Origin of the sequence: Fibrella forsythiae (assembly GCF_017353175.1) — a bacterium.
Lineage (GTDB): Bacteria > Bacteroidota > Bacteroidia > Cytophagales > Spirosomataceae > Fibrella > Fibrella forsythiae.
On the sequence record NZ_JAFMYW010000002.1, the window covers coordinates 1,155,625 to 1,178,457 of the forward strand.

17 protein-coding genes are annotated in these 22,833 nt (G+C 50.2%); 11 read left to right on the forward strand and 6 right to left on the reverse strand.

Annotated features, from left to right (window positions below; all coding sequences use genetic code 11):
- Positions 1 to 28 precede the first annotated feature (28 nt).
- Positions 29 to 892 (forward strand): glycerophosphodiester phosphodiesterase family protein, encoded by an 864-nt coding sequence (locus J2I46_RS10815; protein ID WP_207329009.1) that lies wholly within the window; start codon positions 29 to 31, stop codon positions 890 to 892.
- A gap of 266 nt (positions 893 to 1,158) precedes the next feature.
- The gene (locus tag J2I46_RS10820; protein WP_207329010.1) at positions 1,159 to 2,322 is read left to right on the forward strand and encodes an ATP-binding protein; all 1,164 of its coding nucleotides are present in this window, start codon (positions 1,159 to 1,161) and stop codon (positions 2,320 to 2,322) included.
- An 18-nt stretch (positions 2,323 to 2,340) separates the two neighbouring features.
- On the opposite strand, the gene J2I46_RS10825 is transcribed toward J2I46_RS10820, so the two are convergent.
- A complete protein-coding gene (locus J2I46_RS10825; protein WP_207329011.1) occupies positions 2,341 to 3,315 on the reverse strand; it encodes a patatin-like phospholipase family protein in 975 nt (324 codons plus the stop codon).
- 239 nt (positions 3,316 to 3,554) lie between these two features.
- Here J2I46_RS10825 and J2I46_RS10830 point away from each other — a divergent pair, with 239 nt between their 5' ends.
- The gene (locus tag J2I46_RS10830; RefSeq protein ID WP_207329012.1) at positions 3,555 to 4,529 is read left to right on the forward strand and encodes a polyprenyl synthetase family protein; all 975 of its coding nucleotides are present in this window, start codon (positions 3,555 to 3,557) and stop codon (positions 4,527 to 4,529) included.
- Positions 4,530 to 4,593: 64 nt separating this feature from the next.
- Here J2I46_RS10830 and J2I46_RS10835 read toward each other — a convergent pair whose 3' ends face one another.
- Positions 4,594 to 5,346, reverse strand: coding sequence for a fatty acid desaturase (locus tag J2I46_RS10835; RefSeq protein ID WP_207329171.1), 753 nt, complete (start codon positions 5,344 to 5,346; stop codon positions 4,594 to 4,596).
- Between the two features lie 120 nt (positions 5,347 to 5,466).
- On the opposite strand from J2I46_RS10835, the gene pafA reads away from it, so the two are divergent.
- The gene (gene pafA, locus J2I46_RS10840) at positions 5,467 to 7,164 is read left to right on the forward strand and encodes an alkaline phosphatase PafA (protein WP_207329013.1); all 1,698 of its coding nucleotides are present in this window, start codon (positions 5,467 to 5,469) and stop codon (positions 7,162 to 7,164) included.
- Between the two features lie 70 nt (positions 7,165 to 7,234).
- Here pafA and J2I46_RS10845 read toward each other — a convergent pair whose 3' ends face one another.
- Complete coding sequence (locus J2I46_RS10845; RefSeq protein WP_207329014.1) at positions 7,235 to 8,014, reverse strand: biotin--[acetyl-CoA-carboxylase] ligase; 780 nt, start codon at positions 8,012 to 8,014, stop codon at positions 7,235 to 7,237.
- Between the two features lie 114 nt (positions 8,015 to 8,128).
- Between J2I46_RS10845 and rsfS the strand changes: the two genes are divergently transcribed.
- Both rsfS and ftsH read left to right on the forward strand, forming a co-directional pair.
- Positions 8,129 to 8,539, forward strand: coding sequence for a ribosome silencing factor (gene rsfS, locus J2I46_RS10850; protein ID WP_207329172.1), 411 nt, complete (start codon positions 8,129 to 8,131; stop codon positions 8,537 to 8,539).
- A 106-nt stretch (positions 8,540 to 8,645) separates the two neighbouring features.
- Entirely contained in the window at positions 8,646 to 10,679 is a 2,034-nt protein-coding gene (gene ftsH / locus J2I46_RS10855; protein WP_207329015.1) for an ATP-dependent zinc metalloprotease FtsH, read from the forward strand.
- 198 nt (positions 10,680 to 10,877) lie between these two features.
- Here the strand turns inward: ftsH and rho are convergent, their stop codons facing one another.
- The 3 genes from rho to tilS form a co-directional block, all read right to left on the reverse strand.
- Positions 10,878 to 13,250 (reverse strand): transcription termination factor Rho, encoded by a 2,373-nt coding sequence (rho, locus tag J2I46_RS10860; protein WP_207329016.1) that lies wholly within the window; start codon positions 13,248 to 13,250, stop codon positions 10,878 to 10,880.
- 440 nt (positions 13,251 to 13,690) lie between these two features.
- Positions 13,691 to 15,982 (reverse strand): carboxypeptidase regulatory-like domain-containing protein, encoded by a 2,292-nt coding sequence (locus tag J2I46_RS10865; RefSeq protein WP_207329017.1) that lies wholly within the window; start codon positions 15,980 to 15,982, stop codon positions 13,691 to 13,693.
- 135 nt (positions 15,983 to 16,117) lie between these two features.
- The gene (gene tilS, locus J2I46_RS10870; RefSeq protein WP_207329018.1) at positions 16,118 to 17,509 is read right to left on the reverse strand and encodes a tRNA lysidine(34) synthetase TilS; all 1,392 of its coding nucleotides are present in this window, start codon (positions 17,507 to 17,509) and stop codon (positions 16,118 to 16,120) included.
- Positions 17,510 to 17,542: 33 nt separating this feature from the next.
- Here tilS and J2I46_RS10875 point away from each other — a divergent pair, with 33 nt between their 5' ends.
- The 5 genes from J2I46_RS10875 to coaBC all read left to right on the forward strand — a co-directional run bounded on the left by J2I46_RS10875 (position 17,543) and on the right by coaBC (position 22,830).
- Complete coding sequence (locus tag J2I46_RS10875; RefSeq protein ID WP_207329019.1) at positions 17,543 to 19,453, forward strand: OstA-like protein; 1,911 nt, start codon at positions 17,543 to 17,545, stop codon at positions 19,451 to 19,453.
- A gap of 147 nt (positions 19,454 to 19,600) precedes the next feature.
- Positions 19,601 to 20,200, forward strand: coding sequence for a T9SS type A sorting domain-containing protein (locus tag J2I46_RS10880; RefSeq protein ID WP_229379682.1), 600 nt, complete (start codon positions 19,601 to 19,603; stop codon positions 20,198 to 20,200).
- 106 nt (positions 20,201 to 20,306) lie between these two features.
- Positions 20,307 to 21,206: an outer membrane protein assembly factor BamD gene (locus J2I46_RS10885; RefSeq protein ID WP_207329021.1), complete on the forward strand. Its 900-nt coding sequence runs from the start codon at positions 20,307 to 20,309 to the stop codon at positions 21,204 to 21,206.
- 7 nt (positions 21,207 to 21,213) lie between these two features.
- Positions 21,214 to 21,528, forward strand: coding sequence for a DNA-directed RNA polymerase subunit omega (locus J2I46_RS10890; RefSeq protein WP_207329022.1), 315 nt, complete (start codon positions 21,214 to 21,216; stop codon positions 21,526 to 21,528).
- A 99-nt stretch (positions 21,529 to 21,627) separates the two neighbouring features.
- Positions 21,628 to 22,830: a bifunctional phosphopantothenoylcysteine decarboxylase/phosphopantothenate--cysteine ligase CoaBC gene (gene coaBC / locus J2I46_RS10895; RefSeq protein ID WP_207329023.1), complete on the forward strand. Its 1,203-nt coding sequence runs from the start codon at positions 21,628 to 21,630 to the stop codon at positions 22,828 to 22,830.
- Positions 22,831 to 22,833: the final 3 nt, after the last annotated feature.

Genomic DNA, 22,833 nt, shown 5'->3' on the forward strand with positions numbered 1-22,833 from the left:
GGGGTTTTTGTTGATATCAATTGACGATATGAAAAGCAGCTTTCTTCTACTCTTCACGCTGTTTGTAAGCAGTTCGGTTACAGCCCAATCGATCAATCGATTTCGCGATAGCCAGACGCTTGACTTGTTTCTACAGTATCAGCCGACTCAGCAAAGGCCACTTATTTTAGCGCATAGGGGTGGGCCTGGCCCGGCAGATACTGAAAACTCAATTGTCACGTTTGCCAAAACATCCACGGCTCTTCCGGATGCTATTCTGGAAATGGATGTGCGCATGACGCGTGATAGCAGCCTCGTTTTGTTACACGATGCAACGCTGGATCGGGAATCGAACGCCAACGGAGCCGTTAGTGACTGGACATTTGCCGACCTAAAAAAAGTATTGCTGAAAACGTTGGCCGGCGATCTCACGAAACAGACTATACCAACTCTCGCTGATGTACTGAACTGGAATAAAAACAGGTACGTATTAGCGCTGGATGTTAAACCGGGGACTGATCTGGTGCGCGTGATGAACGTAGTTAAAAAGTACAACGCCGAGCATTCCGTCTTTATGATCTGTTATTCGCTTGCTGATGCGCAGCAAATGCGAAAGGATTACCCGACGCTCTGGTTGGCCGTTGGAGTTGGTAGCCTGGCCGATATCGATAAGCTTGAAGCGGCTTCGCTTTCCGGCCGTTTGATTGCCCTTACACCGCCACAACGTCAGTCAGCCTTGTTCTATGAGCGGTTGCATAGGCATGGTATACCATGTGCCATAGGTACGTATGGTGTCGGCCAATTGGACGAGCAACCATTGCCTGATGTAGCGAATCGGTATCGGGATACGTTTCGACAAGGCGGTGACATATTAACGACAGATAGGCCAATGGCTGTATCTGAGTTATTTTAGCTGACCAGGTTAAATTGAGAATTAACAGTTGTCAGTCTGAGGACATCCGTACCGGCTTTGTAGCCTTGAACGATTAGCTTGCCGATATCATCGGAAACAAACTTTTGCAGGTTTAGGCTGAGTGGTTCGGCTGGGCGAATGACGGTGATACTGCTTAGTGGACTATGCAGTTCCGCTTTTCATGAAAAGTTTAGTACAAACTACCCTCGTATAGATAAAAACAATACGTTTGCAGATCAGGAATCCAATTCCCGATTTGCAAGCGTATGATAGACAGGCTACTAGCTAACAAAGCGGCAGCGTTGTTAGCTAAATTTCCGATTTTGACGATCAATGGGCCACGGCAATCGGGCAAGACAACTTTCTGTAGATTACTATGTCCCGATTATGTTTATCTGAACATGGAACTGCTGGAGAATAGGCAGTTTGCCGAACAAGACCCGCATGGATTCCTGGAAACGTATAAAGGCGGAGTTATTCTGGATGAAGTGCAGGCTGTTCCTAATCTGTTTTCGTATTTACAGTATTACACTGATTTACGAAATCAGCCGGGCGAGTATATCCTGAGCGGTTCACAGAACTTCTTATTGCTCGAGCAAATCACGCAGTCATTAGCGGGTAGAGTAGCCATTTTTACTTTGTTACCATTTGCCGTCAGCGAGATCCGGGGAACGACGTACGATGTCGGCAACTGGTCAACCTATCTCTGGCAGGGGAGCTACCCGCGGCTGTATCAGCAGGGGTTGTCTCCAGCTGATTTCTATCCAAGCTACCTCACCACGTATGCAGAGCGCGATGTTCGTCAGGTAGTAAACATACAGAGCGTAGGTCAGTTTCAGGCGTTTCTGATTAGTTGCGCCAGCCGAATTGGTCAGTTAGTCAACTTTGCTCAGTTAGGATTAGAGCTGGGACTTGATGCTAAAACGGTTGCCAAGTGGGTGTCTATCCTGGAAACCAGTTTTATCGCCTATCGTCTGCAACCTTATTTCCGCAACTACAACAAGCGCATTGTCAAATCACCGAAACTCTATTTCTACGATACCGGACTGGCTTGCTCGCTACTCGGAATTCGATCGGCCGATCAGCTGCAAACGCATTTCTTGCGGGGGGCGCTGTTTGAGAATCTGATGATCAATGAATTGATGAAAAATAAGCTCAACGCAGGCCAGAAACCGCAATTCTATTTCTGGCGCGACAGTACCGGACATGAAATTGACCTGCTGTCAGACGAGGGGATGATTCATCGGGCCGTTGAGATTAAATCCGGGCAAACCATTCAACCTTCTTTCTTCGATGGACTACGTTTCTACGCCGATCTGCCCCATACTACTGAAACCGTGGAGACGTACCTGATTTATGGTGGCGATCAGGCACAGCAACGTACCCAGGCCCAGGTAATGACCTGGCAGACGCTGGAATTGTTTCCGTAGGTAATACGTATGACAGCACTACGAGTTGACGGTTATCATCCGGAGTACGTCAGTGCCAGCTTTGTATCCCTGCACGATTAGCTTGCCTATGTCGTCGGAGACGAACTTTTGGAGATTCAGGCTGAGTGGTTCGGTTGGGCGAATGACGGTAAGGCTGAAGGTATGACCGCGCAGTTTTTCGCGATCAACAAAACGTTCGGCCCAGGCAATATCGTTGTTGACAATCTGATTGACGGTAATGTCTTTCACCCGCTCCATCAGGTTGAGCAGATTGCGGTGATTGAACGACTCGTTGAAGATTCGTTTGGCGTGGCAGGCTACACACATCAGTTCGGTTGCGCCATCATCGATGGCTTCGCGCAGTGGTGCCACCTCCCGGAGTCCTCCATCGAGGAACGCTTTACGCCGGTCATCGCCGATCTGAACGGCGGGCATCAGAAAAGGGAGCGAACTGCTGGCAAAAACATAGTCGAGGAAATGTGCTTCGTTGGGCGACACATACACCATATCGCCCTCGATGACGTTTACGGCCCCAACTTTCAACTTGATCGGTCCCTGCTTCAACACGTTTACATCAATATGCTCGCTGATCAGGTTGCGTAAAGGCGTATTGTCCAGAAAACCATCGAACCGGCTGAACAGCGTATTATAGCCCGTCAGCACGCGCGACCGGATCACGGCTACATCATCAGGTTTCGTGATATGCTTGATCCAGAATTCGAGCAGGACACGGCCAACTTTCGGCCAGTCGATCCGGCCTGTTTCGGCATGCTGCCTGTTGGCTTCGTGAACCAAAAAAGTGGCGTTCAGACTGCCTACAGAGATACCGTAGATAGCTTCGGGCTTGAACCCTTTCTCGAAGATGGCCGTGATGGCACCACACTGGAAAGCGCCTTTCAGGGAGCCACCACCCAGCACCAGGGTACGGCCGCAGGAAGTAGGTAATAAGTCGGAATGAACTTCAGAAGCAGGAATGGTAGGTTGGTCAGGCATGAGTTGACTGTAGAGAGTAGTACTGGAGAGAGCTAAAACAGGACAAGAGCTATCTTGATGTTAGTCTCTGTAAAATGTCCTGGAAAATACTCTTCCAAGAGCTGCCTCGAAGATTGTGATTTTTACCAACAGTTCGTCAATTCGTCGTTACTTTTGCCCAATCACTTATCAATTAATGACGTAGTACAGGCGGCCGCGACGTAGTCGGATTGGGCTGGCTCTACGGTTAAGATTTACGAATGTCTCTCACCATTGCCGATATCCAGGCTCCGATTGCTGCTGAAATGAATCGGTTCGAGCAGACGTTTAAAGACCTGATGAAAAGTGACGTGATGCTGCTCGATCAGATCACGAACTACATTGTCCGGCGTAAAGGCAAGCAGCTTCGCCCCATGTTCGTTTTTCTGACGGCGGGTGTTTGTGGCACCATCAACGACTCTACCTATCGGGGGGCCGCTCTTATCGAACTGCTTCATACTGCCTCGCTTGTCCACGATGATGTCGTCGACGATTCGAACTACCGCCGTGGTTTTTTTTCCATCAACGCGCTCTGGAAGAATAAAATTGCGGTGCTGGTAGGGGATTATCTACTCGCAAGAGGGCTATCGCTTTCGCTCGATAACGGCGATTATGACCTGCTGGGCATTGGTAACAAGGCTGTGCGTGATTTGTCGGAAGGCGAACTTCTCCAACTGGAAAAAGCACGGCGCCTCGATATCAACGAGGATGTTTACTACGAAATTATCCGGCAAAAAACAGCGTCGCTTATTGCCGCCTGTTGCGCCATGGGTGCCCGATCGGTGAATGCAACAACTGAGATGATCGAAATAGCCCGTCTGTTCGGTGAAAAAGTGGGCATCGCCTTTCAAATAAAAGACGACCTGTTCGACTACGGAACGGCTGAAGTCGGTAAACCGCTCGGTATCGATATCAAGGAGAAAAAGATGACGTTACCGTTGATCTATGCCCTTAATAAGGCAGCTCGAAGTGATAAACGGCGTGTGATCAATATCATCAAAAATCATAGCGATGAGCCGAAGCAAGTTAACGATGTGATCTCCTTCGTGAAAGAGTCTGGGGGTATCGAATACGCTACGGTTGCCATGCAGAACTACGTGCAGCAGGCAAAAGACCTTCTCTATAAACTTCCTGCCTCGACCTACCGCAACTCGCTGGAGGGCCTCATTCAATATACAATCGAGCGAAGCAAGTGAGAGCGAATTAAGCATTAAGAATGGCTCTATTAGCAGTAATGTATGTCCATTGGCAGAGCCATTCTTAATGCTCAACTCTTAATTCTTCACTCGTCTCCCTCGCTTCGGCCAGTTTCCACCAGGGGAGATAGGGTTGGTCGTGATGCTCGAAGTGATAGCCGAAAAAATAGCAGGAAACAAACGCCCACGCATGATTTAACCTCTGACTGCGGGCATTATGAGGTGGGTTCTCGTGGTCGCCACGATGGGGTAGGTACGTTCCGAAAAAGAACAGCTGAAACGTACTTAGAACCGCAGGGATCATCCAGAAGGCGATCAGATTTTCCATTGGAAACCAGATTTTTAGCACGTTATACGTGATTGCCATCGCTAGAATTTGCCAGATGGATACGTAACTGCGGGCAAAATCAACGAACCAGAGCAGAATGTTCGGATTACCACGGTGATAATCGGGGTCGTGTTCGGTGGCTGCGTGGCGGTGGTGCAGGTGATGACCAGCGGATAATTTACCGTAGCTGTTGTAGGCGAACAGCAAGGTTGCTACCCAGCCAATTGCGTTATTCAATCGCTTATTATTCGGAGCAACTACGCCGTGAATGGCATCGTGAGCGGTGATAAACACGCCCGTATAGAGATGCGTCTGAAGCAGGATGAACAGATACACGAGCGGATCTGCCCAACTCAGGCCAATACCTGTTACCGATGGCTCCGGACTGCGATAGGTAAGCAGGAAAGCCAGCAGCGCAAACCAGGCCGATAGAATAGTGAGAGCAATCCAGATGCCCTTATTGCCGATCTGAGCGGGGCTAAACGACATTCCTTTATGCATGAAAACAAGCCGGTGACTTCGTGATTTGGTAACTGAATCAACGGTAGCCACGCCCGAAATGTTCGTTACCTTTGCGATCATCTATTGCTGGTTTCGCCACTCTGTTTCATGACGCGCTTCGCTTCTCCATTATTGTGCTTTGCACTCTTCAGCACTTTGACGACTATTGGCCAGTCGAAAAAGGCCAGTACGGCGATTGTTACGCCCACTACAAGCCCAGGGAACTCCGCTACGTCTGCCCGTCCCAAACTGGTTGTTGGTATTGTAGTTGATCAGATGCGGTACGATTACCTGTATCGCTACTACGAGAAGTATAGTTCGTTGAGCACCGGCGGCGGTTTCCGCCGGTTGATTGAACAGGGATACAACTGCCGGAACAATCACTATCATTACGCAGCTACATACACCGGGCCTGGCCACGCTGCCATCTACACCGGTTCTGCGCCGGCGTACAACGGCATTGTTGGCAATGAATTTTATGATCGTCAACTGGGTCGGCTTGTGTATTGCGCCGAAGACACTACAGTGCAGACAGTTGGTAATACAGGCTCTGCCGGACTGATGTCGCCCCGCAATATGCTCGTTACCACGATTGGCGACCAACTGAAGCTGGCTACGGATAACCGGGCGAAGGTGGTGGGTATTGCCCTGAAAGATCGTGGCTCTATTTTGCCCGCTGGTCATGCCGCTGACGCTGCCTACTGGTTTGATTCAAAAGATGGTAACTGGATCACCAGTACGTTTTACCGGAAAGACCTGCCAGAGTGGGTAAAAGCCTATAATAACCGCAGACAGCCCGACCAGTTTCTGAAGCAGAAATGGGAACCCTTGCTGGCACTCGACAAATACGTTGAAAGCACGTCTGACAACCAGCCCTACGAGGCGACACTGCCGGGCGAAACAAAATCGGTGTTTCCCCACGAATTTGTAGCCGTTGCCGGACAGAGTCGCTACGAAGTATTGCGTGCATCGCCCTATGGTGATCAGCTTACCAAAGAATTCGCATTGGCTGCGCTCGATGGTGAGCAGTTGGGTAAAGACAATATCACTGATTTACTGGCTGTCAGTTTCTCATCAACCGACTACGTTGGGCACGCCTTTGGAACCCACGCCATTGAAACGGAAGATGAATATCTCCGGCTGGATCTACAGTTACAGGAGTTTTTCAATGAACTGGATGCCAAAGTTGGAAAGGGTGAGTGGCTGGCCTTCCTGTCTGCCGACCACGGCGCTGCCGATATTCCAGCCTTTTCACGATCATACCGTATACCAGCTGATATAAAATCATACGGTGATGTAGGGGAAGCCGTCAAAGCAACGTTGGCAAAAGCCTATGGCCCCGGTCAGTGGATGCTTACTTACTTCAATCAGCAGGTGTATCTGAATACGGCGCTGCTGGCCGAGAAGAAAATCCCGGTCCAGGACGTTTACGCGCTCGTACGGTCTACGCTGCTGGCCCAACGGGGTGTAATCAATGTGCTTAACCTGCATAACCTGGCCAACACAGCACTGCCCGACAATCAATTGTCTATGTTGCGCAATGTGTATCACCCGAATAGGAGCGGCGATTTTTATGTGATGCTCCAGGCTGGCTGGTTTGAAGGTCGTAGCAAAGGCACTACCCACGGCACAATGTATCCCTACGACACACATGTGCCATTCCTGATCTATGGCTGGGGCGTGAAGCAGGGGCAAACTTTCCACCGTACGCAGATTGCAGATATCGCTCCGACAATCTGTGCGCTATTGGGCATTCTGGAGCCGAGTGGCTGCGTCGGCAATCCGGTAGAAGATGCGTTGAAGTAAGACATATACTAGTAAAAGGAATGGCTTTGTTGCCTGCCCCGGATGGGCTGCAGCCGAGCCATTCTTTTTACTAGTATATGTCATCTGTCATGAAAACGACCTCTTTGAAGGCGAAATAGCGCATGACACCGTTTGTCAGAATGCCAAGACGTCCGGTTGGGTCAAGATCAGTAATAACGCCGGTGAAAGGCTGATCATCGGCCAGGTACGTGTGGGGCTGCTGAAACCGATACAGGTGTTGCAGATACGTTGCCCGAAGCACATTTCTGTGACCAGCCCGCAACTGAAGATATCGTTTTTCGAGATTCTCGGCCAATGCTGTCAGCAAGCCCGGCAACGAGTACCCGTCTGGCGCAGGAGACTCAAGAAGGAGGGACGTAGCCGTAGGTACGTTGAAGGCGACCTGATTCACATTCAGGCCCACGCCAATGACAGAATGCCCCAATGTGTAGCCCTGCAGTGTATTTTCTATCAATACCCCGCCTAATTTTCGGTCATGTGCATAAACGTCATTGGGCCATTTGCTCGTTAGAACAGAAGACGTCAGTAGTGGTGACAGGGTGTCCTGAATCGCTAGTGAAACAGTCATATTGAGCCAGAACTGTTCGGCGGCGGTCAGAAACGCAGGGCGAACAATAAGCGAAAAGGTCAGGTTTTGCCCAGGTTGGGCTTCCCACTGATTGCCCCGCTGACCACGTCCCTGCGTCTGCTGATCGGTGACTACAAGGGTGCCTTCAGGTACGTCTTCCCGGCCTAAAAGAAGCGCGGCCTCATCGTTGGTAGACTGACAGCTTGGCAGATAAACGATTTTTTGGCCAACGAAGAGGGTTTTGGGATAAATTTTGTACAATGATTGTTACGATTATAGATTAGTCAAATAATGTATGGTGCGCTGAAGCAGTTGCTTCCTTGACTTGGCAACGTACCCGCTACCTGTTTGCGCTCACAAGTTTACACGCAAAGCATGATTCAAAACGCTGTTTCAGCCAAACTAACAGAATTAACGACCGAACAACTCCGTGATTTGGTTGTAAAAGGAATGCAGGAGAAAAAAGCGCAGGACATCGTGGTGATGGACCTGCGTAATGTAAAAAATGCCATTACCGACTACTTTGTAATCTGTTCTGGTAGCTCCGACACACAAATCGATGCTATAGCTGGCTCCATCGAAGAAGAAATATTAAAAGTGAGCCGGGTGTTCCCAACAAACCGTGAAGGCAAATTGAACCGCGAGTGGATCCTGCTGGATTACATGGACGTTGTTGTGCACGTGTTTAAGAAAGATCGCCGGGCTTTTTACGATCTCGAACAACTCTGGGGGGATGCCGAGATGACGTGGGTCGACAATGAATCCGATGTGTTTGTGCAGCGCTAGACTGCTGAACATGGGCTGGTTGTCTTCCTACTCGCAGTACAATAGCAAAAACATTCACTATTGTACTGTGTTTCCCTATTAACCGATTTCTGTATAACCTGTCGAAATGTCTGATAACAACAACAATAAAAATCCATTGCCCCGGTTACCTAGAAAGCCGAATTTCCAGGGCTGGATCGTGGTTCTGCTGATCGCCGCTATTCTGGGCATCGCGTTCCTGAGCAAAAATACATCGGTGCGCCCCACCTCTGCCCGGCAGTTTGAGCGCATGGCTCGCAATAATGACGTCCAGAAAGTTGTCGTTGTAAACGACAAATATGCCGAGGTGACCCTGAATCAGCAGGCACTGCAAAAGCCAGAGTATCGTAATTTAAACGGCGAAAAACCCTATTTCGGGGGTGGAACTGGCCCACACTATCAGTTTGAGGTGCCGTCCGCTGAATCGCTGAAACGCGATCTGGAACGCATTGAAAAAGATAAACCTGATAATCAGCGGATCGACTATAATGTTGAAACCCGCACAGACTTTGCCAGCCAATTGGCTACGTACGGGTTCTTCATCGCCATGATTCTGGCCATGTACTTTATCCTCGGCCGCATGTCGGGTGGTGGTGGGCCCGGCGGTCAGATCTTTAATATCGGCAAGTCGAAAGCAGCCCTGTTCGACGCCGACAGTAAGGTGAAGATCACGTTTAACGATGTGGCCGGGCTGGACGAAGCCAAAGAGGAGATCAAAGAAATTGTTGATTACCTCAAAAATCCGTCAAAGTTCACCAAACTAGGTGCGAAGATTCCGAAAGGTGCATTGCTGATCGGACCTCCGGGTACCGGTAAAACTCTGCTGGCTAAAGCTGTAGCTGGCGAAGCGGGCGTTCCATTCTTCTCGCTATCGGGTTCCGACTTCGTAGAAATGTTTGTGGGGGTTGGTGCCGCCCGGGTACGTGACCTCTTCAAACAGGCTAAAGAAAAGGCCCCCTGTATCATCTTCATTGATGAGATCGATGCCGTGGGTCGCTCACGTGGCCGTGGCTCGATGCCCGGTGCGAACGATGAACGCGAGAATACGCTGAACTCATTGCTGGTTGAAATGGATGGTTTCGCAACCGACTCGGGTATCATTATTCTGGCCGCTACCAACCGCCCCGACGTGCTTGACTCAGCCTTGCAACGGCCCGGTCGTTTCGACCGCCAGATTAGCATTGACAAGCCGGATATCATTGGCCGGGAGGCAATTTTCAGAGTCCACCTGAAACCGATCAAGTTGTCGGCCGATGTGGAGCCGAAAGAACTGGCCGCCCAAACGCCTGGTTTTGCCGGTGCTGAAATTGCCAACGTTTGTAATGAAGCCGCGCTGATTGCCGCCCGTCGGGATAAAGAATCAGTTGATATGAGCGATTTTCAGGATGCGATGGACCGCGTTATTGGTGGTCTTGAGAAGAAGAACAAGCTGATTTCGCCGGAAGAGAAAGAAATCGTTGCCTACCATGAAGCTGGTCATGCACTGGCCGGGTGGTTCCTCGAATTCGCCGATCCGCTCGTGAAAGTATCAATCGTGCCACGTGGCGTTGCCGCGCTGGGCTATGCGCAATACCTCCCCCGCGAGCAGTATCTGTACCGTACCGAGCAACTAATGGACGAAATGTGTATGGCCTTAGGTGGTCGGGCTGCCGAAGATCTGGTTTTCGATAAAATCTCGACCGGTGCGCTGAGCGACCTGGAGCGGATTACCAAACTGGCCTACAGTATGGTGACCATGTACGGTATGAACGACAAGATTGGTAACGTGTCATTCTACGACTCGAAACAGTCTGAATATTCATTCAATAAGCCTTATTCGGAAGAAACGGCTCGTCAGATCGATGAGGAAGTTCGGAAGATCATTGAAGGAGCCTACGAGCGCACGAAAACGATGCTGACCGATCACCGCGAGGCGTTGGAAATCATTGCTCAGGAGTTGTTGAAGAAAGAGATTTTATACCAGGATGACCTTGTTCGTCTGATTGGCAAACGCCCATTCGAGCGTGATACCGTTTATCAGGCGTACAAAAAGCGGGGTATTGCTGAAGAGGTCAAGGAAGAGATTGGCACGGAGTCTATTCCCGATGCGGTCAAACCACAGGAGACGCTCGAAGGTATTTAATCAACGTACCTGACTTACATAAAAAGGCCCAATCAGCAATGGTTGGGCCTTTTTGTTTGACCTAAATCCGAACTGTAAGCAGGTAGAGTAGAAAACGGTAGGGTGAACAGACAACGTACCTGCATACAAAAAATCCCCGCCACAAATGGCAGGGACTTTTTGTATGCTATGCTGTACAAGGATTTTCTGCCAGGTACGTTACCGGTTCATCGAGATCAGGAATTCTTCGTTGTTGCGGGTGCCGCGCATCCGGTCGAGGAGGAAGTCCATCGATTCAACAGGGTTCATGTCTGACATGTGCTTGCGCAAAATCCAAACGCGTTGTAGCGTTTCACGGTCAAGCAGCAGGTCTTCTTTCCGGGTGCCCGATGCCATGACGTCAACAGCCGGGTAAACGCGCTTATTGGCCAGGCGACGGTCGAGCTGGAGTTCCATGTTGCCGGTTCCTTTAAATTCCTCAAAGATAACCTCATCCATTTTCGATCCCGTGTCGATCAGCGCCGTAGCAATGATCGTTAGCGAACCGCCATGCTCTACGTTACGTGCCGCACCAAAGAACCGCTTAGGCTTGTGTAGCGCGTTGGCATCGACACCACCCGACAGAATTTTACCCGACGAAGGCACAACCGTGTTATAGGCACGCGCCAAACGGGTAATCGAATCGAGCAGAATCACGACATCGTGGCCACATTCAACCATGCGTTTGGCTTTTTCAAGCACCATGCTGGCCACTTTCACGTGGCGGTCGGCTTGCTCATCGAAGGTCGACGAGATAACTTCAGCATTGACGCTACGAGCCATGTCTGTCACTTCTTCCGGGCGTTCGTCGATCAGCAGAATCAACAGGTATACTTCAGGGTGGTTTTTCGTGATAGCGTTGGCAATCTCTTTCAACAGCACCGTTTTACCCGTTTTGGGCTGAGCCACGATCATGCCGCGCTGCCCTTTACCAATCGGAGCGAAGAGATCGAGTACGCGGGTCGAGTAAACGTCGGGCCGGGTGCTGAGTTTCAATTGCTCTTCGGGGAAGAGTGGAGTGAGATACTCGAACGGAATCCGATCACGAATTTCTTCGGTCGTTTTACCGTTAACGGTCGTAACCTTCAGTAAGGCAAAATATTTCTCGCCTTCTTTCGGTGGCCGAATCGATCCGTTGATGGTATCGCCCGTTTTCAGGCCAAACAGTTTGATCTGCGATGGCGACACGTAAATATCATCCGGGCTGGCGAGGTAATTATAACCGGCCGAGCGCATGAAGCCGTAGCCACCATCCGACATGATTTCCAGCACACCTTCGTTATCGATGATACCATCGAATTCGCGAACGTGCTGGTTGTATTGCCGCCGAATCCGACTGGCGTATTCGGTTTGTTCGCGGGTAGGCTGCGGCGACTGGGTACGTTGCCCATCCTGTCCGGTAGCTTCACCACCGTCTGTTGGTTGTGCTTCTGAAGGAACTTCCTGCTGGTCTGCCTGCTCTGATACGTTGGCCAAGCCGGGTGTTTCGTCGGAAATAACCGTTGGTATGGTAAACTCCTCTTCAGGCTCCTGCTGAAAATTCGTGGCGTTCTCGTCACGAACGGCCGGGCGCCGATTTTGAACCGATTGTTGAAAAGGAGCGGATGACTGATTAGGATTCTGACTCCGGTACGAGTCGCGTAGTTCGCGGCGTGTTTGCTGATTCCGATCCTGATCGGTCCGGCCAGGGCGTTGTTGATTACCAAACCGGTCATTCCGTTGTTGAGGCAGATTACCTGAAGGCCGACCGGTATCAAACCGTTGGGCATCCGGACGGCCGTAGCTATTGTCGCGCGGCCGATCTCCCTGATTACGCCGATCGTCGTTCCGGGGTCGGGAGTCATCTCTACCGTTATCTGTACGACGGGGCATATCCCCCTGTTCCGGTCGGCTCTGATCGGGTCGATTTCGGTTTAGCTGATCTGGACGCCCCTGACGGGTAGTGTTGTCGTTCCGGAAATTATCTGACGACTGATTCCGGCGATCATCCTGACGACCCTGCCGATTGTCATTCTGGCGTGGGCCGTCCATCCGCGCTCGGGGCTCACGCCGCTGTTCCTGGTTACCTTCCGACGGCGAAGCATCGGCTTGGGTTGTTTCTACCGACTGGGCGGGTTGAGCCGATACAGGTGCTTCGGCAACGGTTTCTGAACTAGTGGCTGGTTCTACGGAAACAGGCGTCTGTTCCGGTGCAGTTACCTGTACTGGTTCTGATGTGCGTTTAGCCCGTTGCGGCCGAACTTTAGGCGATACGTCTGCCGCGGGTTCTTGCTGCGGTACTTCAGGCGTAGCCTCAACGGCTACTGGTGTGCTAACCTCATTGTTAGTCTGCACTTTACGGCCTCGGGCTGGGCGCTTGGGTGCTACTTCAGCAGCGGCGTCTGAACTGGCTGTACTGGGCGATGCGTCGCCGGGTTGCCGTGATTGTTGATCCAAAATTTTATAAACAAGGTCTTTTTTGGGGTACTTGGTGGCGTCTGAAATGCCGAACTGGTCAGCAAGGCCACGTAACTCGGTAACGAGCTTGGACGTTAAGTCGTCAATAGTATACATATGTAAGGGTTAGCGCAGACTGCTGTCGGGGAGCAAGGTGAGCACACACAGAGAGAATTGGGAAAGTGGCCGCATGGACCAGCTAACAAGTGATGTACGCTGAAGGATATACGACAGGAAATAGAGAATAAGCTGGCCTGAATGACCTCGCCCGATACGATGCTCGGGTGGTAAAATCTGCAACGGGAATATACTGTGATTTGCAGGCTATAAACGAGGTGCCGCGTTGTGGGTCAGCGCCTCTGAATCATAGGTATACAAATATAGAAGAATCCGTCAGATTAATTACGAAACGAAAAAAAACTGAAAAGGTTTCCATTATCGAACGGCCTAACTCAGTTCGCAATACGTTTTTAATGCCGTTTGCGCGGCTTTAAAATGGAAAAGCGCGGGTTTTTGCAAACCCACGCCTCCCTGAACTTACCTCACTACACAAGGTCTTATTTGACCGCCAGAATCTTGAACTCAGTCCGCCGGTTTTGCTGATGTTCACTTTCTGCGCAATCAACGCCATCCGTACATCCGTTCACGATTTCACTTTCTCCGTAGCCACGTGCGGTCAGTCGGCTTGGGTTAATCCCACGCGAGGCAATATAATCAACGGCCGCCCGTGCTCTGCTTTCTGACAAACGCATATTGTAAGCGTCGCCCGACCGCGCATCGGTATGTGACCGCAGCTCAATCTTCATCGTTGGGTATTCTTTCAAAATAGCCACCACATGATCAAGCTCGCGTGCCGCATCGGGGCGAATGAAGAACTTGTTCAGGTCGTAGTAGATATTCTTGAGCTGGAATACATCGCCTTCACCGTATAAGCCAAGCGAATCAACCTGGGTACGTTGGGTTTTCTTGCCTTTCACAACTTTGCCCTGGGTACGTTTAGTGGCGTATTTATCTTTCTGGGCAGTGATCGTGAATGGTGAGTTTGGCTTAACATCAAATTCATAGCCTCCATCGGGGCCTGTCACGACCGATTTTTCAGACTTGTCTTTTTCATTACGCAGCGTAACTTTTACACCTTCAGCCGGTTTCTGGTTGACTTCCGTTTTAATCACACCGCGAACGATCGTGTTTTCGCTTTTCTCCAGATAAATCGATACGTTCATCTGTGGTTTGTTTGACTGAGTCAGGGTTGAGAACCGAATGCTGTTGGGTGCATAACCTTCTTTCACAGCCTTAAACTCATACTCCGTGTTCACATCGAGGCAGAGATCTGTTTTACCATCGTTGTTTGTAACTTTCAGATCCTGATTGGAGCCATTTCTAACAATCCGAACATCGGCCGCGCTGAGTGGAGCTCCGCTTTTGGCGTCGAATACCAGAATGTTCAACTGCTTGCAGGAGCGACGGAATGAATAAATATCGTCATCGCTGATGCCTTTGCGGCGGTTGCTACTGAAATAGCCCGACGTTCGCCCCTTGTCAGTAATCAGGCCAAAGTCGTCTTTTTCTGAGTTGATCGGGTAGCCAACGTTTTGCACATCGCGAAACGGTACGCCATCCTTCATTTCAGCGTAGAAGACATCAAGTCCACCTAAACCGGCGTGGCCGTCAGAAGCGAAGTACAAGTTACCGGATCCATCAACGTATGGGAACATTTCGTTGCCTTCTGTATTCAGCTCTTTGCCCATATTGACAGGTGTACCCCATTCGCCGTTCTTAAATTCAACAACATATATATCGGTACCACCATAGCCGCCTGGCATATCTGATACGAAATAAAGCCGTTGATCATCGGGCGCAAAGGCTGGGTGGCCAACAGAATATTCGCTGCTGTTAAATGGTAATTCGGTTACGTCGTGCCACTTATTGCCACGGAATACCGCTGAGTACAGTTTCAGTTTCCGAACCCCGTCGCTGCTCTTCGCCGATTTGCCCTTGCTGCCATTATTGCGGGTGAAAACAATGAAGTTCTGATCCTGTGTGAAGGTTACGGGGCCTTCGTGGTATTTCGTATTCAGGGTCCGGCTAAACTTCTCAGATTTTGAAATTGGTTTATTCTCCGCTTCGATCTCAACCGATTGATCTGCCGCTGGGCCACCACCACCCAAGACGGCCGTTCCGGCTGGCCGTGCAACCGGGTCGAAACCGGGAATGCGGAGTTGATTGGTGTCAGGGAAAGAGTAGAGGTCGAGAAAAGGCGTCTGGTTCCATGAGAACACGCGTTTGATCGCACCGCCTTCGTCGCGAGATGAGACAAACACTAACCCCTTCTTATAGTACATCGGGCTGAAATCTGCCTGCCGTGAATTGATCGGTAAGTTCTGAATACGGTACGACGACGAGTCTAGATAAAAGCGACTGAGGTCCATATAAGTAATCGTACCAGTGCGACCACGCAGATCATTACTCTGGCGCTGACCATACTGACTATACATTTTCTGCGCTTCACGGCTTTTACCATTCGAAGCGAGCGCCTGAGCATAATAAAGGTAAATCTCGCTTTCCAGATCGGGGTAGCTGGCAATCAGTTCGCCATATACCCGTTCTGCATTGCGGGTGTCTTGAAGTTTACGATAGCTGAAGCCAAGTTTTGTCATGGCTTCCCTGGCTTCTGTAGCGTCGCCTGGTTTGCCGCGCAAAAACTCTTCATACATACGAACAGCCGCCAGATAGCTGTAATTGTCGTACTGCTTATTAGCGGCCTTAAGACGACCACTTTGCGCATGTAGCGTCAGCGACGATATCAGCAGCCCCGCTATCAGTAGCAGAACCCGTGTTGATCGGTTCATGAGGTAATCTGTTTTAACTATGGGTTTCCCCTGAGCATAACATCAAAATAAGTGCCAAACTAAACGCACGTATAGGGTAATAGGGTAAACGGAGCAAGGTATTGGTTATAACAGACTGATTTTCACTTTTAATAGTTAACGAGTGCCCGATTTGTGTTGCCAGCGTAATATAGCTAGCTGGCGGGTCGTGTTGGTGAGCCGGGCCAGTTGAGAAACGCGGAGGCCGAGGATACACAGGATCTGCCCGGCACACTCGAGCACCCAAACGCGTTCGCGCTGGCGGCGGGAGAGTTTGCCATCAGCCAGAAAATCGCTGACCAACCGGGAGCCGTTCATGCCAAGCGGTTTGAAGCGGTCGCCTTGCCGCCAGTGGCGCAATTGCCAGGGGAAAGGCAACGTACCTGCATCCAGAAGAGCAATAGTAGGTTCTGATGGCCATGTTCCATCCCATTCATTCATGCCAACAAGCTCTACAACAAGCTGGCCATCTTTTCCTAAGTCAATTGGTTTGTCGGGCCAGGTGTTGAGTTGAACCGGTAGGTCAATACCCAACTGATGCGGAAGCAGGGATAACTTCCCCTGTTCGTGAATGAGCCGGTAATCACTTGCCAGAAATACCTGGCTTTGTTTGGGTACGTTGCTACCGGTAGGGTTAACCGCTTGCCAGCACTGAGTCAGCACGTCAGTAGTGAAGCCGTATGGACGCAGCCACTCGCCCAGCCGAAAAAGGGGTTCCGGATAGCGGTTTAGCGCGGCAATGTCAATAATGAACCCGTCGTCAGCAGGCTGGGTACATTGCTGAAACGAAGCCGTCAGCTCGTGTTGCAGAATGACTTCCGCAGCTCGTAACTGGCCAATTGTTCGTGGAATTGTTTGAAGTACGCCGGGATTGATCTGTTCCAGCACGGGTACCACATGATGCCGAATCTGGTTTCGGCTATACGCATCCGATGCGTTCGACGAGTCTTCGCGCCAAAGGATTGACTGTTGCCGGGCATAGGCGTCAATTGCCGCGCGGCTGGTAAACCACAACGGACGAACCAACCTTGGCCATGTTGCCGTAAGCTCCGACTGAACAGGCATGCCGCGTAGACCGGCAAGCCCAGTACCCCTTGTCAGGTTTAGCAGCATCGTCTCCAGAACGTCGTTCAGGTGATGCGCTGTTGCCACGGCTGCATAGCCATGTTCAGTTTGCAGCTGACGAAACCACTCGTAGCGCAGTTGACGCGCCGTTACCTGGGTTGACTCGCCCCGTTTTTGCGCTTCAGCAGCGGTATTGAACCGCGTCAGGTGAAACGGAACCCCATAAGAGAGGGCTATGTTCTCAACAAAGGCTGCGTCATCGTCAGAATCCGTTCCGCGTAAACCGAAATTGACGTGGGCTATCCCGAAGTCAAACCCCTCTTGTTTTACCAACGCCGCCAGAACCATAGAGTCAACGCCACCACTGACTGCCAGTAGCAGGCGGTCAGTATGGGCAAAAAGCCGATGCTCGTTAATAAAAGCTAAAAAACCGTCGGGTAGCACGCGGGTACGTTAGATTTGCATGTTGAACGCTACATGAACTTGATTACACAAAAATATAGCCTTTTGCGGCCTATAGCCGTTTTTTTCTGTAGTCTTTCTGCACTTGTACTGCTGGGTACGTCAGTGAAGGCGCAGGTAGGCCGTCCAGGTACGTCATCTGGCGGGTCAACTGAGCAGGTAGAGATTCTGGGTGCAGATAGCTTGGAGGTTAGTCAGATACCGGGAAGTGCTACAAGACGGTTGGTTGGCAAGGTGCGTCTTCGGCATAAGGGCGCGTTGATGTTCTGCGATCTGGCCATTCAGAATGCAACATCCAATGTAGTGGAAGCCTATGGGAATGTACGTATCCTGCAGGGTGACACCATCACGGTGAAAGGTGATACTATGTATTACTATGGGAACACGCGTTCGTCGACGCTCTTGAGCCGGGTCTCGCTTCGGGATACAAAAATGACGCTGACCACGTCGCGCCTTGATTATGATATGGCCAATGGTATTGCGCACTACCCAAACAAAGGCCGGATTGTGGATAAAGATAATGTGTTGACCAGCGAAGAGGGCTATTATGATACCCGTTTCAAGCAGTTTACGTTTATCCGAAACGTTCGGCTGGTCAACCCGAAAACCACACTCACCGCCGATTCGCTGCTGTATAACAGTGCTACAAAACTGGCGACGTTTCAGGGGGCTACTAAAATTGTGAACAAAGACGGCACGCTGGTAGCTCGTGAGGGAACGTATAATACGGTAACGAGAATCTCGAATTTCAGAAAACGGGCCACAGCCTACACAGAAAAATATACGCTCACTGGCGACACGCTTGATTTTGATAACCAAACTGAATTAGGTATTGCCAAGGGCAACGTTGTGCTGATTGGAAAAGAAAACAATACTATTATCACTGGCGATCAGGGTCGATACAACGGTAAGGCGGGGGTGTCTCGTGTAACGGGTAATGCCGTCGTACGGTCGCTTGTGAGTAAGGATACATTATATATGCGGGCCGACACCCTTTTTTCGTACGACACACCCAGCGGAAGTACCGAAAAAAGACCCCGAAAACTGGTAGGGCAGAAAAATGTACTGGTCTATAAATCGGATCTGCAGAGCCGCTGCGATTCGCTGGTTTATGCGGTTTCCGACTCTACTATTTTCTTTTATAAAAAACCAATCGTTTGGAGTCAGGCCTACCAGATGGAAGCCGATACGCTGACGGCAAAATTGAAAAATAACCGGATCAACACGATGCTGTTGCGGGGGCGGTCGTTTGTTATTTCGCAGGATTCGCTCCAGTATTTCAACCAGATAAAAGGCCGGTCTATTACCGCTTCATTCAAAAATGTGCTGGACACTATTCGGCCAAAACCGCTCGTAACGGCGCGGGCACGCACAAAAACGGCTCGGACGGCAACCGCGAAAACCACCACGCCCCCCCGTTCTACAACAGCGGCAGCGGGCCCGTTTACGGTAGAAGACAAAACAGAATTGAACAGAGTTGTTGTTGAGGGCAACGGTCAGAGCATTTATTACGTAGTAGATGAGAAGAACGTTTTCACGGGAATGAATCGGGTTGATTGCAGTAAAATGACGATCGATTTTTTAAAAGGCAGAGTAGGTAATATTCGCTTTTATGGAAGTCCGGACGGTGCCTTAACACCTCCTAAATTATTAACGGAGGAAAAGAAAAAACTAGATGGTTTTCGTTGGCGGGTTGGTGAAAAACCAACGAAAGAGCAAGTGTTGGGTAAAGCCGGTGGAAGCATAGTAAAACCGGTTAGTTCGCCAGCCAGCCCGATTCCGGCTGTCACTATTCCTGCTTCGGCAACGGCGGCGGTAAAGCAACAACTTTTGTCAACGGGGCTTACATCACCATTGGATAAAAGCGGCATTAAATTTGACGCTAATTTTAAACCATTGACCAACAAACCGGGTCAGAAGAAGTAAATCGCAGTGGAATTAACAATTTTTTACTTTTTATCACGTTGACATTATCTTTCAAACCACTTACGTTTGTGTTAGGCCGTGTCAAGGCATTGATTTTCAGGAATGGGAGACTATTTACGTTTATATGGGTGTTTAATCGGCCTTCTGTTGGCCACTTCGGTTCAGGCGCAGGTGCCCGGGCGGAGTCGGCTTGAGCTTGGTCGAAAAAGCACACCAACTACATCGGCCGTAACCACCGGGAAAACCCAGCGTGTTTTACTGCCTCTTCCACGGCCTATGTCGCCTATGGATCATTTGTTTTCGCAAGGGAAAAATTTGGCCATGCGCGATTACTATCGCTCATTGCTAATTGCCGCCCCCACATCCAGCACTAAAGCCACGGTAAGCCGTACCGGTGGAATGGCCGAGGGTACTGTTTCGGGTGCCATTACCGAACGGTCATCAGAAGAAGCCGTACGGATTGATGAACGGATGTATAGCAGCGACCGGTTAACGGTGTCGAACATCTATCCTAATCCGGCTCATGACGTTGCCGAGATCGATTACGTGATGAACAGTAACGTTGGTAGTGCGTCAATTACATTATTGGGTATTCTGGGTGCTCCTATCGCCGAATACACACTTGATCGGAACGACCGTAAGGTACGCCTGCAAACCCGCGACCTGCCAACCGGCTACTATTTTTATCAGCTTTCAGTTGAGGGCGTTAAAGTGGCTACCAAGAAACTGCTCGTAAAGCATCAGTAACAAGTCTTTACCTGTTGATTGTCTTAAGATTTGTTAAGTGACGCACCAGATTGGCTACACCCCCGTTTAAAGGGTGTAGCCATTATTTTTGTATATTTGCGACCTTATGCGAAACCGTAGTTTGTTTGCCCTAGTTGTGGGACTGGTAGTGTTGGGCCTTTCAGCGTGTACTGACTTTGCTAAAGTGCAGAAAAATGGTACTGATGCTGAGAAATACCAGGCTGCCCTGAAATACTACAACAAGAAAGACTGGTATCGGGCCGGGGTACTGTTCGAAGAGATTATTCCTAAGTTGAAGGGTAGCTCTGAGCAGGAGATCTCGCAGTTTAATTACGCCTATACGCAGTATAATCAAGGCCTTTATGAGCCTGCTGCTCAGCTATTTAAGCGGTTTTACGAAACGTTTGCCCGTAGTGAATCGGCCCCCGAAGCCATGTACCTCTATGCTCTGTCGTTGTACAAAGCTACCCCCGGTTATAACCTGGACCAGTCGAATACCATCTCGGCGATGTCTGCGTTACAGGATTTCGTGAACACGAACCCTGATAGTGAACACGTAAAGGATTGTACCGACTTGATTCTGGACCTGCGCAAGAAACTGGAACGGAAAGCATACGAACGGGCCAAACAGTATTACAAGGTAAGTGGCTTCAGTATTGCCAACTATAAATCATCGGTGGTATCGATCAATAATTTTCAGCGTGAATTCCCTGACTCAGAATTCAACGAAGAATTAGCCTACCTGAAAGTTGATGCCGAGTATAACCTGGCGAAGAACTCACTCGATACAAAGCAGAAGGAACGTTTTCAGGATGCAGTAGCGTTTTACAAGTCGTTTCAGGAAAAGTACCCCAACAGTAAGTATTTAAAGCAGGCCGAAAAAATGTTTGATAGCAGCACGAAAGAGCTGGATCGCATTGCCAAGGAAGAGAAAGCCCGCGAAGACCTTAAAAAGCAACAACAGCCGAACCCTAACGCGCCTGCGAAAGTGACCTCGGTAAACTGATAAAATTATGGCATCAAATCCTTCGATTATCACGCGCGATACCGACAAGATCGCGGCAATGACAGGCAATCTGTACGAATCAGTATCGATCATCTCGAAACGCGCTCGTCAGATCTCGACCAAGAACAAAGAAGAACTGAGCAACAAACTGTCGGAGTTCGTTTCTGCTGTTGATAACCTTGAAGAAGTGTTCGAAAACCGCGAACAGATCGAAATCTCAAAATTCTACGAACGGATGCCCAAGCCCACTACGCTGGCAACAGATGAGTTTCTGGCTGGCAAAGTGTATTTCCGGTACCCGGAAGAAGGCGAGGAGAAATAAGTCAACGCATTACTACACGATCCCACGTGAAGCCACCGAGGCACGGAGTTTGTACGAACTCTGTACATCGTTGCGCTTTACGTGGGATTTTTGCTGCTTATGGAACCCCTGCAAGGTAAACGAATCATACTGGGCGTATCGGGTAGTATTGCCGCCTACAAGTCGGCGTTGCTGGTGCGGCTGCTGGTGAAGGCTGGCGCTGAAGTACAGGTAATCATGACCGAAGCAGCCAAGGCGTTTATAACGCCGTTGACACTGGCCACGTTATCAAAACGACCTGCGTTGTCAACCTTCGTGGCTGATGACAACGGCGTGTGGAACAACCACGTCGAGTTAGGCTTATGGGCCGATGCGCTGGTTATTGCACCGGCCTCTGCCCGAACGCTGGCCCGATGTGCCACGGCACTTTGCGATGACCTGTTATCCGCAACGTACCTGTCGGCTAAATGTCCGGTGTTTGTGGCTCCGGCAATGGATCTGGATATGTACCGGCATCCGGCGTTGGTGGAGAACCTGGATCGGCTTCGTCGGTTTGGCAATCATATCATCCAGGCTGAACATGGCGAACTGGCCAGCGGCCTGGTAGGTGAGGGGCGGCTGGCCGAACCCGAAACGATCGTACAAACGCTGGAACGCCACTTTAGCCTGCAGGATGTGCTGGTGGGTAAATCAGTACTGATAACGGCTGGTCCAACGCAGGAAGCTATTGATCCGGTGCGGTATATCAGTAACCACTCGACCGGGAAAATGGGGTTTGCCCTGGCTCGCGTGTTCGCTTTAGCAGGGGCAGATGTTACACTGGTGTGTGGACCAACGTACCTGATAACGCCCGAACCAACCATCAGGCGGGTGAATGTGCGGTCGGCACAGGAGATGTATGAGGCCACTGCCGCAGCGTTTCCCAAGGCACACATAACAATTCTGAATGCCGCCGTGGCAGACTATACGCCTGCTCACCCGGCAACCGAAAAAATTAAAAAGAAAGAGGCCGAGTTTGCAATTGAACTGACCAAAACCGTAGATATTGCCGCCACGCTGGGTACGTTGAAACGCCCCGATCAGTTGATGATGGGCTTTGCGCTGGAGACAAACAACGAGCATGAACATGCGCTTGGAAAGCTCCATCGGAAAAATCTGGACTGGATCGTGTTGAACTCATTACGTGATGCTGGCGCTGGTTTTGGGCACGACACCAACAAAATTACCGTTATGGATAGGCAGGAAACGGTTGCGGAGTTTGGTCTGAAAACCAAAGATGAAGTTGCCGCCGATCTGCTATCCATCATCGTACAAAAACTATAAGTA